The 22001-nt window shown below is 37.8% G+C and carries 18 protein-coding genes and 1 pseudogene; 18 read left to right on the plus strand and 1 reads right to left on the minus strand.

Annotation, left to right across the window (positions count from 1 at the left end):
* The first annotated feature begins 19 nt into the window (after positions 1–19).
* The 5 genes from NOX80_RS11580 to NOX80_RS11600 all read left to right on the plus strand — a co-directional run bounded on the left by NOX80_RS11580 (position 20) and on the right by NOX80_RS11600 (position 6479).
* Entirely contained in the window at positions 20–1450 is a 1431-nt protein-coding gene (locus NOX80_RS11580; protein ID WP_256549947.1) for an anion permease, read from the plus strand.
* 16 nt (positions 1451–1466) lie between these two features.
* Positions 1467–2123, plus strand: a complete 657-nt coding sequence (locus NOX80_RS11585) for a succinate dehydrogenase cytochrome b subunit (protein WP_256549948.1) — start codon at positions 1467–1469, stop codon at positions 2121–2123.
* Positions 2124–2151: 28 nt separating this feature from the next.
* A complete protein-coding gene (locus tag NOX80_RS11590; RefSeq protein ID WP_256549949.1) occupies positions 2152–4068 on the plus strand; it encodes a fumarate reductase/succinate dehydrogenase flavoprotein subunit in 1917 nt (638 codons plus the stop codon).
* 16 nt (positions 4069–4084) lie between these two features.
* The gene (locus tag NOX80_RS11595) at positions 4085–4831 is read left to right on the plus strand and encodes a succinate dehydrogenase/fumarate reductase iron-sulfur subunit (protein ID WP_256549950.1); all 747 of its coding nucleotides are present in this window, start codon (positions 4085–4087) and stop codon (positions 4829–4831) included.
* A gap of 154 nt (positions 4832–4985) precedes the next feature.
* On the plus strand, positions 4986–6479 hold the full coding sequence (locus NOX80_RS11600) for an aminotransferase class V-fold PLP-dependent enzyme (protein WP_256549951.1): 1494 nt from the start codon (positions 4986–4988) through the stop codon (positions 6477–6479).
* A gap of 16 nt (positions 6480–6495) precedes the next feature.
* On the opposite strand, the gene NOX80_RS11605 is transcribed toward NOX80_RS11600, so the two are convergent.
* Positions 6496–7407, minus strand: a complete 912-nt coding sequence (locus NOX80_RS11605; RefSeq protein WP_256549952.1) for a lysophospholipid acyltransferase family protein — start codon at positions 7405–7407, stop codon at positions 6496–6498.
* A gap of 110 nt (positions 7408–7517) precedes the next feature.
* Between NOX80_RS11605 and NOX80_RS11610 the strand changes: the two genes are divergently transcribed.
* The 13 genes and pseudogenes from NOX80_RS11610 to NOX80_RS11670 all read left to right on the plus strand — a co-directional run bounded on the left by NOX80_RS11610 (position 7518) and on the right by NOX80_RS11670 (position 21992).
* On the plus strand, positions 7518–8156 hold the full coding sequence (locus NOX80_RS11610) for a rhomboid family intramembrane serine protease (protein ID WP_256549953.1): 639 nt from the start codon (positions 7518–7520) through the stop codon (positions 8154–8156).
* A 49-nt stretch (positions 8157–8205) separates the two neighbouring features.
* A complete protein-coding gene (locus tag NOX80_RS11615) occupies positions 8206–8892 on the plus strand; it encodes an SIMPL domain-containing protein (protein ID WP_256549954.1) in 687 nt (228 codons plus the stop codon).
* Between the two features lie 196 nt (positions 8893–9088).
* Entirely contained in the window at positions 9089–9622 is a 534-nt protein-coding gene (locus NOX80_RS11620) for a hypothetical protein (protein WP_256549955.1), read from the plus strand.
* A gap of 289 nt (positions 9623–9911) precedes the next feature.
* Positions 9912–11441: a glutamine-hydrolyzing GMP synthase gene (guaA, locus tag NOX80_RS11625; RefSeq protein WP_256549956.1), complete on the plus strand. Its 1530-nt coding sequence runs from the start codon at positions 9912–9914 to the stop codon at positions 11439–11441.
* A gap of 75 nt (positions 11442–11516) precedes the next feature.
* The gene (locus tag NOX80_RS11630) at positions 11517–13517 is read left to right on the plus strand and encodes a LysM peptidoglycan-binding domain-containing protein (protein WP_256549957.1); all 2001 of its coding nucleotides are present in this window, start codon (positions 11517–11519) and stop codon (positions 13515–13517) included.
* Positions 13517–13918: pseudogene (locus NOX80_RS11635) on the plus strand (OsmC family protein). Before NOX80_RS11630 ends, NOX80_RS11635 begins: the two are co-directional and overlap by 1 nt.
* On the plus strand, positions 13919–14362 hold the full coding sequence (locus NOX80_RS11640; protein WP_256549958.1) for a DUF805 domain-containing protein: 444 nt from the start codon (positions 13919–13921) through the stop codon (positions 14360–14362).
* Positions 14362–14598 (plus strand): DUF3820 family protein, encoded by a 237-nt coding sequence (locus NOX80_RS11645; protein WP_256549959.1) that lies wholly within the window; start codon positions 14362–14364, stop codon positions 14596–14598. Before NOX80_RS11640 ends, NOX80_RS11645 begins: the two co-directional genes overlap by 1 nt.
* Before the next feature lie 102 nt (positions 14599–14700).
* Complete coding sequence (locus NOX80_RS11650; protein WP_256549960.1) at positions 14701–16317, plus strand: CTP synthase; 1617 nt, start codon at positions 14701–14703, stop codon at positions 16315–16317.
* A 34-nt stretch (positions 16318–16351) separates the two neighbouring features.
* Positions 16352–18247, plus strand: coding sequence for a membrane protein insertase YidC (yidC, locus tag NOX80_RS11655; RefSeq protein WP_256549961.1), 1896 nt, complete (start codon positions 16352–16354; stop codon positions 18245–18247).
* Between the two features lie 116 nt (positions 18248–18363).
* A complete protein-coding gene (locus NOX80_RS11660; protein ID WP_256549962.1) occupies positions 18364–19110 on the plus strand; it encodes a toxin-antitoxin system YwqK family antitoxin in 747 nt (248 codons plus the stop codon).
* 58 nt (positions 19111–19168) lie between these two features.
* The gene (gene mnmA, locus NOX80_RS11665) at positions 19169–20356 is read left to right on the plus strand and encodes a tRNA 2-thiouridine(34) synthase MnmA (RefSeq protein ID WP_256549963.1); all 1188 of its coding nucleotides are present in this window, start codon (positions 19169–19171) and stop codon (positions 20354–20356) included.
* Positions 20357–20381: 25 nt separating this feature from the next.
* Entirely contained in the window at positions 20382–21992 is a 1611-nt protein-coding gene (locus NOX80_RS11670) for a S8 family serine peptidase (RefSeq protein WP_256549964.1), read from the plus strand.
* Positions 21993–22001 lie beyond the last annotated feature (9 nt).

The raw sequence follows: 22001 nt of genomic DNA on the forward strand, positions 1-22001 counted from the left end.
ATAAACAAAACCATTCATTATGAAAGAAGTCAACATTACCAGGGTTTTTATCACTTTGGCTGTCGGGATTGTACTTTGGCTGATTCCGCAACCGGAAGGGGTAACCCCGGAAGCCTGGCATTTGTTTGCCATTTTCGTAGCCACGATTTTAGGAATTATTCTGAAAGCGGCTCCTATGGGAACGATGTGTATGATCGCTATAGGAATCACGGCATTTTCGCAGGTATTGGCACCCGGTGAAGCCGGTAAATCCATTACACTGGCCTTACGGGGATTTGGAGATAAAGTAATCTGGTTAATCGGGATCTCCTTTTTTATTGCAAGAGGATTTATTAAAACCGGATTAGGAAATCGTATTGCCTTTTTATTTATCCGCATCTTCGGAAAAAGTTCATTAGGATTAGCGTATGGTTTGGGATTAGCGGATTTGTGTCTGGCTCCGGCCATTCCGAGTAATACGGCTCGTGGCGGCGGTATCATTTACCCGATCATGAAATCAATGGCGATTAGTTTTGGTTCCGAACCGGATAAACCTGAAACGCATCGAAAACTGGGATCGTATTTGACATTGAACAGTTATAATATGAACCTGATTGCGTCTTCTATGTTTCTAACCGGAACGGCAAGTAATCCGATGTGTCAGAAATTTGCAGCTGATTTGGGTATAAAAATTTCATGGATGTCCTGGGCGATAGCTGCGATTATTCCGGGTCTGGTTTCTTTTTTTGTTATTCCTTTTGTATTGTATAAACTATATCCGCCGGAACTGAAAAAAACAGGCGACGCACCGCAAATGGCTGCTAAGAAACTAAAAGAAATGGGACCGGTTAGCCGTAATGAATGGTTGATGCTGCTGGCTTTTTTCCTATTGTTATTTTTATGGATCACGGGCGATTTATTTTCAATCGATGCTACAACAACTGCATTTTTAGGGTTGATCATGTTATTACTGACTTCTGTATTAACCTGGGAAGATATTAAATCGGAAAAAGGAGCCTGGGATACAATTGTCTGGTTTTCGGTTTTAGTTATGATGGCCAGTTCATTAAATGAGTTGGGTTTTATCGGATGGTTTAGTAACTTAGTAAAAGTACAGATCGGTGACTTAAGCTGGCAGATTGCCTTTCCGGTAATTGTGCTGGTTTATTTTTTCAGTCACTATATGTTTGCCAGTGCAACAGCGCATGTGGCGGCGATGTATGCAGCGTTATTGGGAGTGGGCGTTTCGCTGGGCATTCCGGGACTTTTACTGGCTTTTATGTTAGGATTTATAGGTTCTTTATACGGAACATTAACCCATTACGGACATGGCCCGGCACCGGTATTCTTCGGAAGTGGTTATGTCGACTTAAAAAACTGGTGGCTCCGGGGATTGGAAACCGGACTGATTTTACTGCTCATCTATATGACCGTAGGCGGATTATGGATGAAAATTATTGGTTATTATTAATTAAAAAATATAGCGCATGCAATCACTTTCAAGAAAAATACTAATGTGTATGACGGGATTGTTTTTATGTTTTTTTCTGATCATTCACCTGTTGGGAAACCTTCAGTTGTTCTTACCGGCCGAAAAAGCACATTTACAATTTAACGCTTACTCTCATTTTTTATCCGGAAATCTGTTTATTAAAATGGTCTCCTACGTATTGTATACCTCAATCATACTGCACGCGCTGTATGCATTGATTATTACAATAAAGAATAAGAATTCGGGCGGATCGTATAAAAACGATAACAGAGGAAGAGCCAGTAAATGGTATAGTCGGAATATGGGCGTATTGGGGACAATTCTGCTCGTATTTCTGATAATTCATTTTAAAAACTTCTGGTACGAATACAAGTTCGGAAGTTTGCCGCTCGATACAAACGGTAACAGAGACTTGTACACACTCGTTGTGGCAACTTATCAGGAATGGTGGTATGTTGTGATCTACGTATTAGCAATGATTGCTTTGGGATATCATTTGTTGCACGGTTTTTTTAGTGCTATCCGGACATTGGGTGTTTTTCATCCCAAATTTGTAAAATGGTTTCGCTATATCGGAATAGGATATTCAGTGATTATAAGTCTTGGATTTGCCATTATTCCGGTGTATATCTACTTTCTCAATACAAAATAAATTATCAATTCATAAAAACGGATGGAATATGAATATTGATGCAAAAATACCAAAAGGACCATTAGAAGAAAAATGGGCTAATTATAAAAAAACGGCAAAACTGGTAAACCCGGCGAATCGAAAGAAAATTGATGTTATCGTTGTGGGAACCGGTCTGGCGGGAAGTTCTGTTGCGGCTTCACTAGGAGAAATGGGATATAATGTAAAATCGTTCTGCTTTCAGGATAGTGCCAGAAGAGCGCATTCCGTTGCAGCGCAGGGAGGTGTAAACGCAGCCAAAAATTATAAAAATGACGGTGATAGTGTATACCGGATGTTTGTCGATACTTTAAAAGGAGGCGACTTCCGGGCACGTGAAGCCAATGTATACCGTATGGCCGAATGTTCCTTGAACCTGATTGATCAGGCGGTAGCACAAGGTGTTCCGTTCGGAAGGGAATATGGCGGCTATCTGAATAATCGTTCATTTGGTGGCGTACAGGTGAGTCGTACGTTTTATGCCCGCGGACAAACCGGACAACAACTGTTAATAGGAGCTTATCAGGCTTTAATGCGACAGGTAAGTAAAAAAACTGTACAATTACATACCCGTCATGAAATGCTCGATCTGGTCGTAATTGACGGAAAGGCAAGAGGTATTATCGTTCGGAATCTGGATACCGGAGCAATTGAAAGACATGCGGCACATGCCGTAGTTTTGGCAACCGGCGGATTTGGTAAAATCTATTATCTGTCGACATTAGCAATGGGATGTAATGGTTCGGCTATCTGGAGAGCGCATAAAAAAGGAGCCTTGATGGCTAGTCCGAGCTGGACACAAATTCACCCGACATCCTTACCGCAATCGGGCGATTATCAATCTAAATTAACATTGATGTCGGAATCACTTCGAAATGACGGACGTATTTGGGTACCGTTAAAAGAGAATGAACAACGTCAGGCCAATGCTATCCCGGAAGAAGAAAGAGATTATTATCTGGAAAGACGTTATCCTGCTTTCGGAAATCTGGCGCCGAGAGATATAGCATCACGTGCTGCAAAAGAGCGAATTGATGCCGGTTTTGGCGTTGGCGCTTTAAAAAATGCGGTTTATCTGGATTTTTCTAAAGCGCTTCGCGAACAAGGTGCTGCTAAAATAAAAGAAAAATACGGTAACCTTTTTGATATGTACCGGAAAATAACGGGTATCGATGCGTATAAAGAACCAATGATGATTTCACCGGCGGCTCACTTTTCTATGGGTGGACTTTGGGTGGATTATGAATTAATGACCACAATTCCGGGACTTTTTGCTTTAGGCGAAGCCAATTTTGCCGATCACGGAGCCAATCGACTTGGAGCTAATTCGTTATTGCAGGCTTCGGTTGACGGTTATTTTATCGCACCTTATACAATGGCAAATTACCTTTCGACCGAAATTCATACCGGAAAAATAGCAACCGATCATCCGGCATTTGAAGAAGCAGAAAAGAATGTAACAGCACAATTGAATCGTTTTATCAATTCAAAGGGGAATAAAACAGTGGATTATTACCATAAAGCACTGGGAAAATTGTTATACGATTACTGCGGACTTTCGCGTAATGAATCCGGTTTAAAATATGCCATTGAAGAAATAGGGAAACTTCGAAATGAGTTTTATGAAAACGTTCATATTCCCGGAAAAACGGATACTCTTAACAGCGAATTGGAAAAAGCGGGACGCGTAGCCGATTATCTGGAAATAGGCGAATTGATGTGTTATGATGCGTTAACCCGAAATGAATCCTGCGGAGCTCATTTTAGGGAAGAATATCAGACTCCGGATGGGGAAGCGATGCGAAATGATGCAGAATTTCAGTTTATTTCCGCCTGGGAATGGACCGGAAAGGATAACGAACCGAAGTTACATAAAGAACAATTGGAGTTTGAAAATGTAAAACCGATTGTGAGAAGCTACAAATAATTAATGGGAGAAGATTATGAAGTTACACTTGAAAATTTGGAGACAAAAAAATAAAGATTCACAAGGTACTTTGGTCGATTACCGGCTGGAAGATGTGAACCCACATATGTCATTTCTGGAAATGTTGGATACACTCAACGAACAACTGGTGCTTTCGGATGAAGAACCCGTAGAATTTGATCATGATTGCCGGGAAGGAATCTGTGGACAATGTGGCGTGATGATAAACGGATTAGCACATGGTCCGTTAAAAAACACAACAACTTGTCAGTTGCATTTAAGAGAATTTAAAGATGGAGAAACAATCGTTATAGAGCCGTTTCGCTCCAAAGCTTTCCCGGTTAAAAAAGACCTGAAAGTCGATCGAAGTGCATTTGACAGAATTATTTCGTCCGGCGGATTTGTATCGGTTAATACCGGACAGGCACCGGAGGCAAACAGTATTCCTATTAACCATGATACAGCCGAATCTGCTTTTGATTCAGCGGCTTGTATCGGATGCGGAGCTTGTGTAGCAACCTGTAAAAACGGAAGTGCCGCTTTATTTACATCGGCTAAAATCACACATTTAGCAAAACTGCCGCAAGGAAAAGAAGAAAGAGATCATCGGGTGCTTCAAATGGTTCACCAGATGGATGCCGAAGATTTTGGTCATTGTTCGAATACGGAAGCCTGTGAAGTAGAATGTCCGCAAAGTATATCGGTACTCAATATTGCGCAAATGAATTATGAGTACAATCGCGCCAAAATCCTAAAAAAGTAAACACACGAGTTCTATATTTCAAAAAAGGGAAAAGATGAAAGTTTCGGCTTTCATCTTTTTTTATGGTCATTATGGATAACAATATAATTTCAGGGTTTATTTTAACAGTTTAAGTGTTTATAAATTATAAATTTGCAATTCAATAGTTTTTATAATGATAACAACAGCGACGAAACCAACAACATTAGAAGAATACTTCCAGCAGTTCAGAAAAAACATTATCGGGATTGATCAGGAATTTGAATCCCCTTTCGGAAAACAGAAAATTATTTACACCGACTGGACTGCCAGCGGACGTTTGTATCGACCGATTGAAGAAAAGCTGATTAATGATTTTGGTCCGTTTGTTGCCAATACCCATACGGAAACTACGGTTTCCGGTACTGCTATGACAATGGCTTATCATGAAGCCCGTCATATTATTAAGCACCATGTAAACAGTAATCAGGACGATGTATTGATCGTGGATGGTTCCGGAATGACAGGTGTTATCAATAAATTCCAGCGAATTTTAGGATTAAAAGTTCCTGAAAATCTACAGAAATACACACAGATACCGGATGAGAAAAAACCGGTGGTATTTATTTCGCATATGGAGCATCACTCGAATCAGACTTCCTGGTTGGAAACTATTGCAACGGTTGAAGTAATTCCGGCTTGCGAACAGGGATTAATCTGTTTGGATAGCTTCCGTTCGTTGTTAGAAGAATATAAAGACAGAACCTTGAAAATTGCTTCTGTTACAGCTTGTTCCAATGTAACCGGAATTCGAACTCCGTATTATGACATTGCTAAAATGATCCACGAATATAACGGTGTTTGTTTTGTCGATTTTGCCTGTTCTGCACCTTATGTAAAAATTGATATGCATCCGGCGGATAATCCGGAAGGCTATCTGGATGCCGTTTTTATGTCACCACATAAATTTTTAGGAGGCCCCGGAACTTCAGGTGTTTTGGTTTTTAATAAAAAATTATATAAAAATATGATTCCGGATTGTCCGGGTGGTGGTACTGTTAGCTGGACTAATCCATGGGGTGAACACAAATATCTGGACAATATCGAAGAACGTGAAGATGGCGGAACACCCGGTTTTCTTCAGGTGATTAAAACGGCTTTAGCAATCAAGCTAAAAGAACAGATGGGGATTGATAATATCCTGAAAAGAGAACATGAAATCATCGAACAGGTTTTTGCCCGTTTAAAAAACATACCGAATATTAACATTCTGGCCGGGCAGCATGAAGATCGTTTAGGTGTTGTTTCTTTTTATATTGACGATTTGCATTTTAACTTAGGCGTAAAAATATTAAACGATAAGTTTGGTATTCAAACACGAGGCGGTTGCAGTTGTGCCGGAACATACGGACATTATCTGTTACATGTAGATCAGGAAACGTCACATTATCTGACCGATAAAATTACTTCCGGTGATCTGATTGAAAAACCGGGATGGATCAGAATGTCAATTCACCCGACGACCACAACCGATGAGGTAGAATATGTATGCAATAGTATTCAGGCACTGGCCGAAAATCATAAGGAGTGGAGTAAAGATTATGAGTATAACAAAACATCAAATGAGTTTATTCATAAACAAGCACAACATTCCGAAAAGGAAATGGTAAAAAGCTGGTTCCGATTATAAAAAAATAAAGCCCTGATTAATTCAGGGCTTTTTTAATTCTTGGTGATCGTTCCGATTGTTTGTCGCGGTGTTTCCAACGCTTGTGCGTCCAAAGATAAAACTCGGGAGCTTCATAGATTTGTTCTTCAACCATTCTTAAATAGGTTGAAGTGATTTCATAATTAGGTATTTCTTTTGGATTTTCGGCTAAAGGAACAAAAGTAGCCTGATAATGGCCTCGTTTAACCTTTTGTACTTTTACAAAGACTAATGACAGATCAAGTTTTTTGGCTAACATTTCCGCTCCGGTAAATACAGGGACATTAATGCCCATAAAAGTGTCAAAATAATTAGTGCGGTGTAGCTGCGGTGATTGATCACTGGCAAATCCGTAAAATCCTTTTTTATTTTCGATTTCGTTACGTCGGATAACATCAACTGTTTCTTTTGCCTCAATTAGTGTAGATTTAAAACGGGAACGAATATCGCGAATCAGTTTGTCAAAGTATTTGTTCTGAATCTTTTTATAAACAGCATATGTACCAAAATCAATGTATTTTTCTATAATAATTAACCACTCCCAACTAGCATAATGCGCACACATCATAATGATACTTTTGTTTTTACGTTCCATTTCTTTCACGAGCTCTATATTGGTAAAAACAAAACGTTTTTTCATTTCAGCCTCCGATATCGTCATGGTTTTCACCATTTCAAGGAACATATCGCACATATGCTGGAAAAATTTCTTCTCAATACGGCGACGTTCCGCTACCGATAAATGAGGTAGTGTATCGGCTAAATTGTCTCGTACCGTTTTTTTTCGGTAACCAATAACATGATATACGATAAAATAAACACAATCGGAGAGTAAATAAAAAACAGGAAAAGGAAGTATAGAAACACACCATAAAAACGGGTATGCTATTATATAGAGTATAAACTGCATTTTAAATTATTTTTTACAAATATACCTTTTAAAAATATTTTTACCATTCCAAATTAACATTAACTAAACAAACAATGTGTATTTTTACACAAAGAAAATATTGAAAGAGAATGAATCCGGTATTGTTATTGGTTATTGCGATAAACGTGTTTGTAAGTTTAAAAGGATGGAAAGATCCTTCGTTTTTTAGAAAATATGAATTTCATATCGGAAGTATCCGTGCAGGAGAACAAATCCGAATGGTGACCTCCTCTTTTTTACATGCCGATATTGGTCACCTGGTTTTTAATATGATCACACTATACTTTTTCGGAGATGTGGTGCTTAATTATCTGGGAGAGTTGTCCTTTTTAATTATCTATATCGGAAGTTTGCTTTGCGGAAGCCTCTTAACACTCTATTTTCATAAAGATGACTATTATTACAGAGCTATAGGTGCATCGGGAGCTGTTACGGGAATATTATATTCGGCTATATTGTTGCGCCCGGATATGACATTGGGATTGTATTTTATTATACCGGTTCCGGCTTATCTGTTCGGAATAGGCTATTTGTTGTATTCGATTTACGGGATGAAGGCGAAAAATGATAATATAGGACACGTGGCACATTTCGGCGGTGCAATTGGAGGGTATATGATTACCATTGCCAAAGTACCGGATATTATATATACGAATACGGAAATGGTTATATTGTTGACGATACCGATTATTATTCTGTTTTTTCTGGCCAAAACAGGCAAGTTGTAAACTTTGGCATCAGATTTGATTTATAACGTTTAACTTTAAAAGCACAAAAATGAAAAAATTAGTATTATTCGCAGTAGCCTTATTTATGGTAACCGTTTCAAAAGCACAGGATATGAAAACACAACCACAGATAATTGTTTCCGGAGAAGGAAAAATTAAAGTAACCCCGGATTATGTAATCATCAATGTTGGAGTTGAAAATACAGGCGAACAAGCCGCTGATGTTAAAAAGAAAAACGATATCGCAATTGATGCGGTTATCAAATACCTGAAAAAATCAAAATTGCCGGAATCGGATTATCAGACGAAACAAGTACAGTTAAACAAAACTTACGATTACGACAAGAAAAAACATTATTTTGTAGCCAACCAAACCATCTCTATTACGTTAAAAGACCTGTCTAAATACGATACAATGATGTTAGGATTAGTTGATTCCGGAATTAATGTAATCAACGGAGTAGATTTCAGATCGACTAAAGTAGCTGAATATGAATCACAGGCAAGAGTAAAAGCGGTTCAAAATGCTAAAGCCAAAGCTCAGGATTATGCAGGTGCTTTAAACCAAAAAATGGGGAAAGCGATTTTAGTAACGGATAACTCATCTACTTATTACCCAAGACCGTATATGACAGCAATGAAAATGTCGGCTGATACGGAAATGTCCAGAGAAACATTAGCAATTGGTGAGATCGAGGTAACGGCTAACGTTACGATTAACTACTCACTTGACTAAAAAATAATCAGTTATAAATAAGAACGGCTTCATTGGAGCCGTTTTTTTTGTTTTAGTATTTCGTTTTTTATGGTAAGATCGACATTGTGAAGACTAATAAAGGGCAAATATGGATGGTATATTGAAAGTCTATTTAGAATTTGACATTTTTGTAAACTCAAAAAAATAAATTCAAGTGGACAGTACTCTCATTTATATGATCGTAATAAATATAATATGCAGCGTAATAGCCTCTCTTATTTTTTTGTTTATCATTCTGTTCTTCTTAAAACCATCGATTAATATCTGTCCTTTTATCTGTAAAGGAAAAGTTGAATTTGATAATGATACGATATATCATAGCTTTAAGATTGTTAATCAATCGTGGTTCTCCGCATTTGATATCAAATTAGAATTATATGAGTTAAGAAAATATCCAATACCGCCAAATGGAGCTATGAATACGCGTTATACATCCATAGCGCTAATATTGAATACGATTTCAAAGATACCGCCATATAGACCCGTATGTATGAGAAAAGAAGTAATACAGGCTATCAGGATCAGAACGAGTATCGATATCGAGGAGTTGTTAAAAGATCCGAATGTTTCCGTTCAGTTAGAGGTAAGTTTAAGACATGGTTTAACCGGACTGACAAAAGTGTTTAAAGTGGACTATTGTGATATTTCGGAAGTCAAAAAAGGAAAATTTACGTACGGCACTAAGTTTGACTATATAAAGTGTAAATAATTTAAAAAATAGGGTTATTTTTATATAAAAACAGATATTATGAGTTATAGCGATATTGATTTAGGATAATTGAAGGGTAGTAGATTATTCTTGTATTGTAAAATAGACGGCCTCATTATTGAGGCTTTTTTATGTTTTTTAATTTGTTTTTTGGATGTGTAGTGTCTGGTTTAAGGATGAAATGACTTCTATCGGATAAAAATGTTGCGGTAAACATTTGAAAACTATTTCTTTACGTTTTTTCAATCGTTTAAATTTTTCAATTTTCAAGAATTGTCTATTTTTGCACATGCAACACAACGTACTTATTTTAGATTTCGGGTCGCAATACACACAGCTTATTGCGAGAAGAGTTCGCGAATTAAATATTTTCTGCGAAATTTTTCCTTACAATCACATTCCAGGTGATTTATCAAGTTATAAAGCGGTTATCCTTTCCGGTAGCCCATTTTCCGTAAGATCAGAAGATGCTCCTCATCCTGATTTATCACAAATCAGAGGTAAAATGCCGTTATTGGCCGTATGTTACGGTGCGCAATATCTGGCTCATTTTAGTGGTGGAGAAGTAGCACCTTCCAATATTCGGGAATATGGTCGCGCGAATTTGTCATTTGTAAAAGACGACGAACTGTTCTTTGACGAAGTGGCATTAAATAGCCAGGTTTGGATGAGCCATAGTGATACAATTAAACAAATGCCTACTAACGGTATACGTCTGGCAAGTACAAAAGATGTAGAAAATGCGGCGTATCGTATTGAAGGTGAAACAACATATGCCATTCAGTTTCACCCTGAAGTATACCATTCGACTGACGGAAAACAGATGTTGGAAAACTTCCTGGTAAAAATTGCCGAAGTACCGCAAACTTTTACACCTAAAGCTTTTGTGGAAGAAATTGTAGAAGAAATGCAACAGAAAATCAAAGGTGACAAGGTTGTTTTAGGACTTTCTGGCGGTGTCGATTCTACTGTGGCAGCCGTATTACTGAATAAAGCAATCGGTGAAAATTTATACTGTATCTTCGTGAACAACGGACTTTTACGTAAAAACGAATTCGAAAATGTATTAGAACAATACAAAGGAATGGGATTAAATGTAAAAGGAGTGGACGCATCGGCACGTTTTTTGAATGAATTAGCAGGAATTGAAGATCCGGAGTTAAAAAGAAAAACGATCGGACGCGTGTTCATTGAAGTATTTGATGATGAAGCTCATCTGATTGAAGATGTAAAATGGTTGGCACAAGGAACAATTTACCCGGATGTAATCGAATCCGTATCGGTAAAAGGACCGTCTGCTACTATTAAGTCACACCATAACGTAGGTGGATTACCGGATTATATGAAACTGCAAATCGTAGAACCGCTACGAATGTTGTTTAAAGATGAAGTAAGACGCGTAGGAGCTACTTTAGGAATCAGTCCAGATTTATTAGGAAGACATCCGTTCCCGGGACCTGGTTTATCAATCCGTATCTTAGGTGATATCACACCTGAAAAAGTACAGATTCTACAAGATGTGGATGCCATCTTTATCGAAGGATTAAAAGCACACGGATTGTATGATAAAGTATGGCAAGCGGGAGCAATCCTTCTTCCGGTAAACAGTGTAGGTGTTATGGGAGATGAGCGTACCTATGAAAAAGTGGTCGCATTACGTGCGGTAGAATCAACCGATGGAATGACAGCTGACTGGGTGCATTTACCATATGACTTCCTGATGAAAATATCGAACGAAATTATCAATAAAGTGAAAGGGGTGAACCGGGTTGTTTATGATATCAGCTCCAAACCGCCGGCCACAATTGAGTGGGAATAAAAAGAAAAGTAAATTCTGAATAAGTCGTTATAAAATTCTAACTTTATAACGACTTATTCGCGTAAAAAAAGTAGTATGAAACATTTTGTAACTGTTGTAATTTCAGGGTTATTCCTGTCGAATGTCGCGTTTGCGCAAACCAAAAATTACATCGAACATAAGGTAGAAAAAGGAGAAACGGTAGTTCAGATTGCCAAAAAATACAGTGTAACTCCTTATGATATTTATCGGATGAACCCCGATTCGCAAAACGGATTAAAGGAAAATACGAAAATATTGGTGCCGACAAGTTCCGGTAAAATAGTTTCAACAAAGACGGAGGATAAAAAAGCACCGGTGAAAGAAGCTTTAAAAGAAAAAGTGAAAGAAGCGGTGGCTTACAAAACGATTTCGCATACGGTTGAAGCTAAAGAAGGTGTATACGGTATCGCAAAAAAATACGGTACCACCATTGAAGCGATTTATAAAAGTAATCCGACTGTAGAAAAAGAAGGATTAAAAATCGGACAAGTTTTAACTATTAATGTGCCGAAAACCGAAAAAGAGCCGGTAAAAAATAGTGTTCAGGAGGTAAAACAATCACTTGCAGCAACTACCGGTAAAACACTGTATCATATAGTAGAACCTAAGGAAACGAAGTTTGGTATTGCTAAAAAATATGGTTTGTCGGTTCAGGAATTGGAAGATCTAAACCCGGCAATCAAAGAAAATCTGGAAATCGGATATAATCTTCGGTTAAGTAAAAATGTTCCGGCGGTACAAAAGACTGTAGAAAAGGAAATTGAAAAAGTAGCCGAGAATAATAAATACATATCCTACGAGGTTAAGCCGAAAGAAACGATGTATCGTTTAACAAAATCTTCCGGTTTGTCACAAGAACAGTTAATCGTATTGAATCCGGAGTTAAAAGAAGGTGTTAAAGCCGGTATGGTATTGAAATTACCGAATACCTCACGTTTTGATGATGTAAAAGGAAACAAGACTTCCGTTGATATTCTGAAAACAATCAAAAAAGAAGGTGAAAAAGAACTGGTGTTATTCATGCCTTTTAATCTGGATCGTATAGCATCTGATTCCATTCGTTCAACACAAGAAAGACTACGTTCGGATAAATTCCTGAATATGACACTGGATTTTTATGCCGGTGCTTTAATGGCAATCGATTCGGCTCGTGCATTGGGATTACCGGTTAAAGTCAGAATTTTTGATTCTAAGGAAACTAAAAATAATTCAGCTGTAGCAGCTATTATTGATAAAAATAATTTTTCGAATACGGATGCTGTAATCGGGCCGTTTTTTCAGTCGAATGTAGAAAATACAGCCAATCTGTTAAGTCAGTATAATACACCGGTTATTTCGCCTTTGTCAAACGAAAAAGGAAAACCGTATTCAAACTTGTTTCAGTCGATGCCGAATTCAGACGATGTGAAACGAAAAATGTTCGACTACATGCAGTCTAAAAACGGAAATATTATTGCTATTGTAGATCCTAAAAAAGGATCATCAAGACAATATTTAAAAGAGAATTACCCGTCTGTAAAACTGGCTGAACTGAATGAAAAAGGATCGGTTACATTGGAAAACATCAAAAGTCTGATGGAAGCAGATAAAGTTAATTTTGTGATTCTGGAGACTGAAAGTAAAACGTTGGTGTTAAATTCACTGAATATTCTGGTTAGTGCATTATCGCAATTCCAGGTACAATTGGTAACATTGGAAAAAAATGAAACACTTGATTTTGAAGAAATACCGTTAAGTCGTTTAACCAAACTGAAATTGTTGTATCCGTCTGTTACAAAAGATAACGAAACACCGGAAGCCTTGGTTTTTGCTACTACTTTTAAAAAGAAAAACAATATTTTCCCGAACCGTTTTGCAACCCGCGGATTTGATGTAACATTTGATGTAATCGTTCGTATGTTCCAGGAAAACGGATTCAAAGAATCAATTACAGAAACAGCATCTGAACAGGTGGAAAATAAATTTGATTATGTCGGTTTAGGTGGCGGATATTACAACACAGGTGTGTATATCATGAATTACAACGATGATTTAACCGTAAAAGAAGCAAAATAATGACATCCAAAGTAACGTATTTAGGCGATTTAAGAACATAATCAGTTCATTTACAGTCCGGTAGCGAGATTATTTCAGATGCACCGGTAGATAATAACGGAAAAGGAGAAGCATTTTCACCAACCGATACCGTAGCGAATGCTTTAGCCAGTTGTATGTTTACCGTAATGGGAATAAAAGCCCGTTCGATGGACGTTGATTTTTCTGGAGCAACAGCAGAAGTGACCAAAATCATGCAGGCTGAACCGCGAAAAATTGCTGAAATTCATGTGATTTTTAATATGAATATTGAAGCAGACGATAAAACCAAAACTATTTTAGAAAGAACAGCGTTAACCTGTCCGGTTTATCTGAGTTTAAATCCGGATATTAAAAAAGAAATTACTTTTAACTGGAAGTAAATGAGAAAAAAAGAACAGGATTATAATATGTTTGACTGGTGGAAAAAAGTAATGATTGATAATTATGCTAATTTTTCCGGTCGGGCCAGACGCGCAGAATACTGGTATTTTAAATTATTTAATGCCTTTATCGTATTTGGTTTATGGATGTCTTTTTTAACTTTAGTTATAGGATATGAGAATAGGACGGCAGGCGTATTTATATTAGGATTCATATTTTTGTATACTTTGGCCACAATTCTTCCTTCATTAGCCGTTATGGCCAGAAGACTTCACGATGTTAATAAAAGCGGATGGACCTATTTGATTGCTTTTGTTCCGTTTGGAATATTTGTGTTATTATACTATAGCGTATTGGATGGAGATAGAAGAAGAAATGACTATGGTGAAGATCCGAAAATGCCGTTGGGGCGTAATGATATTTATAAAATCGGAATAGAATAATGTTTCCTGAAAAACAAAAAGAACTGCTGATTAAATTAGCACATACAAAAATGCCCTTTGGAAAATACGAAGGGCGTTTTCTTATCGATTTACCGGAACATTATATAGTGTGGTATCACAATAAAGGTTTTCCGAACGGTCAGCTTGGAGAACAATTAAAACTGGTTTACGAATTAAAACTAAACGGACTCGAAGAATTAGTTCGTAACATAAAAAGAAATTTCCCGAAACCCTGACCGGTTTATTAACGAATAATTGTCAAAATACCGTTATTAATTCTCAATTTATAATTGTACTTTTGCCAAGTTTTTTACACAACTACAACAAACAACAACACAATGAATCAGACGAAATATATTTTTGTTACAGGAGGTGTGACTTCTTCTTTAGGAAAAGGAATCATCGCAGCTTCTTTAGCTAAATTATTACAGGCAAGAGGTTACCGAACGACAATCCAGAAATTTGATCCGTACATTAATGTGGATCCGGGAACATTAAACCCGTATGAACATGGAGAATGTTATGTAACGGATGACGGTGCCGAAACCGATCTGGATTTAGGACATTACGAGCGTTTTCTGAATGTACCGACATCTCAGGCGAATAACGTGACAACCGGAAGAGTATATCTTTCGGTAATTGAAAAAGAACGTCGCGGTGAATTTTTAGGTAAAACCGTACAGGTCGTTCCCCATATCACAAATGAGATTAAGGAACGGATGCAATTGCTTGGGAAATCAGGCGAGTATGATATCGTGATCACAGAAATCGGAGGAACGGTTGGTGATATCGAATCGTTACCGTATATCGAGTCAGTTCGTCAATTGCTTTGGGAATTAGGAGATGATAACGGAATCGTAATTCACTTAACGTTGGTGCCGTATCTGGCTGCTGCGGGTGAATTAAAAACAAAACCGACACAACACTCCGTAAAAACGCTGATGGAAAGCGGAATTAAGGCGGATATTCTGGTATGTAGAACAGAACATGAAATTTCATCTGATTTACGCCAAAAACTGGCTTTGTTTTGTAATGTTAAAAAAGAAGCCGTTATTCAATCGATCGATGCTTCGACGATTTATGATGTGCCAAATTTAATGTTAGAAGAAGGTTTAGACCGTGTGGCATTAAAAAAATTGGATTTGCCGGAAAAAAACACACCGGATTTGTCACAATGGAATGAGTTCTTACACAAATTGAAAAACCCGAAACATACCGTAAATATAGGTTTGGTAGGGAAATATGTAGAATTACAGGATTCGTATAAATCGATTTTAGAAGCATTCATCCATGCCGGAGCTGCTAACGAAACGAAAGTAAACGTAATCAGTATTCATTCCGAATATCTGGATGAAAAAACGGTAGCTGATAAACTAAAAGGACTGGATGGAATTTTAGTAGCACCGGGATTCGGAGGTCGCGGAATTGAAGGAAAAATAGAAACGGTTCGCTATGCCAGAGAAAACAATATTCCGTTTTTCGGAATCTGTTTAGGAATGCAGATGGCCGTAATCGAATACTCCAGAAACGTATTGGGTTATGCCGATGCTAATTCAACAGAAATGAATGATAGCACGTCATATCCGGTAATCAGTATTATGGAAGAGCAAAAAAATATTACCGATAAAGGAGGAACAATGCGTTTAGGAGCATGGAAATGTACCTTAAAAGAAGATACACTGGCGCATTCTATTTACGGTAAAACGAATATCCTGGAACGTCACCGTCATCGTTATGAATTTAACGGCGAATATCTGTACGTACTGGAAAAAGCGGGATTAAAAGCATCGGGTGTTAATCCGGATACAGGACTGGTAGAAATAATCGAATTAGAAAACCATCCGTTCTTTATCGGAGTACAATACCACCCGGAGTACAAAAGTACCGTAGCTAATCCGCATCCGTTGTTCGTACATTTTGTACAGGCAGCTGTTAAGAATAAAGTTTGTTGCTAAAAAAAAAGCAAGATCTAAATATTAAACGATTAGAATGGAAGAAAAAAAATTAGACACAAAATCTATTTTAGGATTTGTTTTGATTGCCGGATTGATGATTTGGATGATGTACAACAACATCGACAAAGAGAAAAAATCCATGGCGGAAGATGCTGAAAAAGCTAAAATCGAAAAAGTGGAAAAAGCGAAGGAAGCAGCCGTTAATAAAGTTATGGCTGATACCACTAAAGCGGATTCCCTTCGTGTAAAAGCATTGCAAAGTTCCCTTGGCGCTTTTGCTTACAGCGCGTCTTTGCCTTCGGCTAAAGAAAACCTTACGGAAGTAACCAATGGACTTTTGACGTTAAAAATCGCCAACAAAGGGGGATATATTACAGAAGCTACCGTAAACGGATACGAACAATTCAATAAGGATTCAAAAAAGCAGGTTGAATTAATCAAGCAGAATAATGCCAACCTGAACTTACAAATCAATACCCAGGATAATCGTATTTTAAATACAAAAGACCTTTATTTTGAGCCGACAGTAACCAAAGAAGGAGAAAATCAGGTAGTAACCATGCGTTTAAAAGCAGGTGCTAACCAGTTTTTAGAATACCGTTATGTGTTGAAGCCAAAAGAATATATGATGGATTTTGCCATCCGTTCTCAAGGATTAAATTCTGTAGTTAATACATCGAAACCGTTGGAAATGGAATGGCAGTTAAAATCATTCCGTAACGAGAAAAGTGTAAGCTACGAAAATCGTTATACCGACCTGGTTTATGAATACGAAGACGGAAAAGACAATTCATTAAGCGCAACCAGTAAGTTAGATGAAAAATCGGTTGAAAAAGTGACCTATGTAGCCTTTAAACAGCACTTCTTTACATCGATATTACTTACGGATACACCGTTTAAAACAGCGCAGTTAAAATCAGAAAACCTGGTTCATGACGAGAAAATCGACACGGTTTATACTAAAAACTTTGTAGCAAGATTACCGTTAGAATTTAAAAACGGTGAATTGAGCTATAACATGAACTGGTATTACGGACCATCAGATTATAAGACCTTAAATTCATACAACAAAAACCTGGATGAAGTAATGCCTTTAGGTTGGGGAATCTTCGGTTGGATTAACCGTTATGTATTTATCCCGGTTTATAGCGTATTAAGCGACTTTATGCCTCACGGTATTGCGATTATCATCTTTACAATTCTGGTACGTTTGGTAATGTCGCCGGTAACGTATAAATCCTACTTATCGCAGGCAAAAATGAAAGTGTTGCGTCCGGAAATTGCCGAATTAAATGAAAAATACGGTAAAGATCCGATGAAAAAGCAACAGGAAACCATGAAACTGTACAACAAAGCAGGTGTAAACCCTATGGCAGGATGTTTGCCCGCCGTTATGCAGATTCCGGTCTTCTATGCCCTCTTCCAGTTCTTCCCGTCTTATTTTGATTTAAGACAGAAAAGCTTCCTTTGGGCGGATGACTTATCATCGTATGACTCGGTTTTACATTTACCGTTCTATATTCCTTTCTACGGAAACCACGTGAGTTTATTCCCGATTTTAGCTTCGGTTGCTATTTTCTTCTATATGAAAATGACTACCGGTGATCAGGCAATGAGTACACCGCCACAGGAAGGTATGCCGGATATGAGCAAAATCATGAAAATTATGATTTATGTTTCACCTATCATGATGTTGTTCTTCTTTAATAACTATGCTTCCGGATTGAGTTTGTATTACTTTATTTCGAATACAATTACAATTGGTATCATGTTAGTGATCAAGAACTATATTGTAAACGAAGAAAAAATTCATGCTCAGATTCAGGAGAATAAGACAAAACCGCAGAAGCAGAGTAAGTTTCAACGGAAAATGCAGGAAATGATGGAGCAAGCTGAGGCACAGAAAAATGCCAAGCAAAACAAAAAATAAAGAAAAGCATCCGTCAAGGATGCTTTTTTTGTGCGATCTTTTGATAATTTAGCAATTCATCCTTTAAAATTATTTTACCGATCATACGTTTTACTAATAAACGAACGAAGACTATCATGAAAACAAAACTTTTAGCATTATTTACAATATTAAGTACGGTTGCTTTTGCACAGGAAACCAATAAAACGGATGATAAAGGACAACGTCACGGCCTTTGGAAAGGAAGTTATGAAGATACCAAATACCCGCGTTATGAAGGAACGTTTGATCATGGAAAAGAAACCGGGGTCTTTAAATATTTTGATAATACAGTGGCTAATCCGGTAATTGCAACCAGAGATTTTACGGCCAAAGACGGTTCTTGCTATACGATTTTCTTTGACCAGAAAGGGAATAAAGTTAGCGAGGGTAAAGTGATCAACAGAGAGCATGAAGGCGAGTGGAAATATTACCACAAAGAAGGAAAAGGAATAATGACGTTGGAATATTACACGCAAGGAAAATTAAACGGGACACGTAAAGCGTTTTATCCGAACGGAAAAGTAGCCGAAGAAATACAATATGTAAACGGAGTAAAACAAGGACTTTATAAAAAATATTCGGATAAAGGAGTAGCGATTGAAGAGACCAATTATGTAAATGATCAGTTTGACGGACCGTCTGTTTACCGTAATGCGGCTAATGAAGTAATCACAAGAGGACAATTTAAAAACGGTAAAAAATCCGGTATCTGGAAATTTTACGAAAAGAATAAGTTGGTTAAAGAAGTCAATTCCAAAAAAGTAAACGATGTGACCTTTAAAATTTACACGGATTCCGACGGAAAGAAGAAACCAACAGAATTAAAAAGTAAAACAAATTAATGTTGTACTTTTGCGGAAAATAACTGAAAATCAATATAAAACGAAGGAGAATAAATAAATGAAACGAGTAGTCGTAGGACTTTCCGGTGGAGTAGATTCGAGTGTGGCAGCCTATCTTTTACAAGAACAAGGCTATGAGGTGATCGGTCTTTTTATGAAAAACTGGCATGATGACTCGGTAACGATATCGAACGAATGTCCGTGGCTGGAAGACAGCAATGATGCGTTATTAGTAGCCGAGAAACTGGGAATTCCTTTCCAGACGGTCGATTTAAGCGAACAATATAAAGAACGTATTGTAGACTATATGTTTAACGAATACGAAAAGGGGAGAACTCCAAATCCGGATGTGCTTTGTAACCGCGAAATCAAGTTTGATGTCTTTATGAAAATAGCATTAAGTCTTGGCGCCGATTACGTGGCTACCGGCCACTATTGCCGTAAAGGAACCCTCGAAAAAGACGGAAAAGAAGTTTATCAGTTGCTTGCCGGTGTTGACGGAAATAAGGATCAATCGTATTTCTTATGTCAGTTATCACAGGAACAATTAGCTAAATCTTTATTTCCTATCGGTGAGTTAACCAAACCGGAAGTAAGGGAAATTGCCGCCAAAATGGAACTGGTTACAGCAGAAAAGAAAGATTCACAAGGACTTTGCTTTATCGGAAAAGTACGTTTGCCGGAATTTCTGCAACAACAATTACAACCGAAAGAAGGCTTGATTTTTGAAGTCACAGCTGATAATCCGATCTATAATCCGGAAAAACCGACTTTTAATTCTTTGGAAGAAGAGCTGACTTACGAAGCTAAAAATATAGCCTATACACCGGAAATGGGTAAAGTGGTTGGAAAACATCAGGGAGCACATTATTTTACAATCGGTCAGCGAAAAGGATTAAACGTAGGCGGAACTAAAGAACCCTTGTTTATTATAGCAACGGATGTAACGACCAATACCATATATACCGGTCAGGGACACGATCATCCGGGACTGTTTAAAAAAGCATTGTTTATTCAGCAACCGGAAGTACACTGGATTCGTGAAGATCTGGCTTTAAAGAACGGTGAAAAAATGGAAGTAATGGCGCGTATTCGCTATCGTCAGCCTTTACAAAAAGCAACATTATACCAATTTGAAAACGGAATGTATGTTCGTTTCGACGAACCGCAATCGGCTATAACTGAGGGACAATTTGTTTCCTGGCATATTGGAGAAGAATTAGTAGGTTCGGGAGTAATTTCTTAAATTGCGTTTCCAAACACACGGAAACATGAAAAAACGATTTACACTAGTATTCCTTTTAATCTGTACAATAGCATTCTCACAAGAAGACGCATGGGTTTATTTTAATGATAAACCCAATGCGCAAACTTCACTAAATAATCCGCTGTCTATTCTTTCTCAACGCGCTTTAGACCGAAGAGCAGCACAAGGAATTCCGTTGGATTTGCAAGATGCACCGATCCATCAGCCCTATATTGATCAGATAACTGCGGCACCGGGTATTACGGTAATGGCAAAATCTAAATGGTTAAATGCGCTTCATATCAGAGGTACACAACAGGCAATTAATACGCTTACTGCTTTGCCTTTTGTAACACGTGTTGACTTTGCTAATAAATCGTTGAATACCGGAAAAATGGCTGTAACTGCAACATCCGGCTTATTCCAGAAAACGTATACGATTCAGGCTGATTTTCCTTATGGACAATCGGCAACTCAGATTCAAATGTTAAACGGACATTTGTTACATCAGCAAGACTATACCGGAACAGGAAAAATTATTGCGGTGTTCGATGCCGGTTTCCCGGGTGTAAATACTACAACACCGTTTGAAAGAATACGAAATAATAATCAAATCAAAGGCGGCTATAATTTTGTAAACCGAAGTGATAATTTTTATACCGGTTATCAACACGGAACTCAGGTGTTATCTAATATGGCAGCATATGTTGAAAACCAGTTGGTCGGAACAGCACCGGATGCATCCTATTACTTATTTGTAACGGAAGATTACAATACGGAAAACCCGTTGGAAGAAAGTTTATGGGTCGAAGCAGCGGAACTGGCAGACAGTTTAGGTGTTGATGTGATCAATTCATCCCTCGGTTACAGTCAGTTCACAAATACAGCGTATAATTATACGTATCAGGACATGAACGGCCATACTACTTTTGTAACACGTGGTGCTACGGTTGCCTTTACAAGAGGAATGATCGTAGTTTGTTCAGCCGGAAATGAAGGCGCAAAACCCTGGAAATATATTACAGCACCGGCTGATTCTCCGAATGTATTAACGATCGGTTCGGTTAGTGCAACTGAAGTGCGATCCTCGTTTAGTTCACAAGGACCTACATCTGATGGCCGAATAAAACCGGATGTAATGGCAATGGGAGCCGGATCAGTAGTAACAACGGAAACCGGAGAGTTAGGATTTAATAGCGGGACCTCATTTTCATCGCCTACATTAGCCGGACTGGTTGCGTGTTTATGGCAGGCTTTACCGAATAAAACCAATGCTGAAATTGTTCAGTTAATTAAAGAATCAGCTGATCGTTATACCAATCCGGATGATTTTTATGGTTATGGTATTCCGGATTTTCAGTTAGCTGTTACAAATGCCCTTTCTACTAAATCTTTCGAAAAAAACGGATTTACATTATATCCGAACCCGGTTGGTGCAGCGTTAACAATTGCTGCTACACAACAAAACGAAGCGACTTTGGTACTTTATAACGGATTAGGACAGGAGGTAATGCGGAAATCAATTAACGGTTTACAGGAAACCGCTGTATCGATGGAAAATCTGAAAACAGGTGTGTATTTGTATACAATCTTATCCGGTGAAGCAACTTTTTCCGGTAAAATCATCAAAAAATAATCAAATAAT

This window comes from Flavobacterium cerinum, assembly GCF_024496085.1.
In the GTDB taxonomy this organism is placed as follows: Bacteria; Bacteroidota; Bacteroidia; order Flavobacteriales; family Flavobacteriaceae; genus Flavobacterium; species Flavobacterium cerinum_A.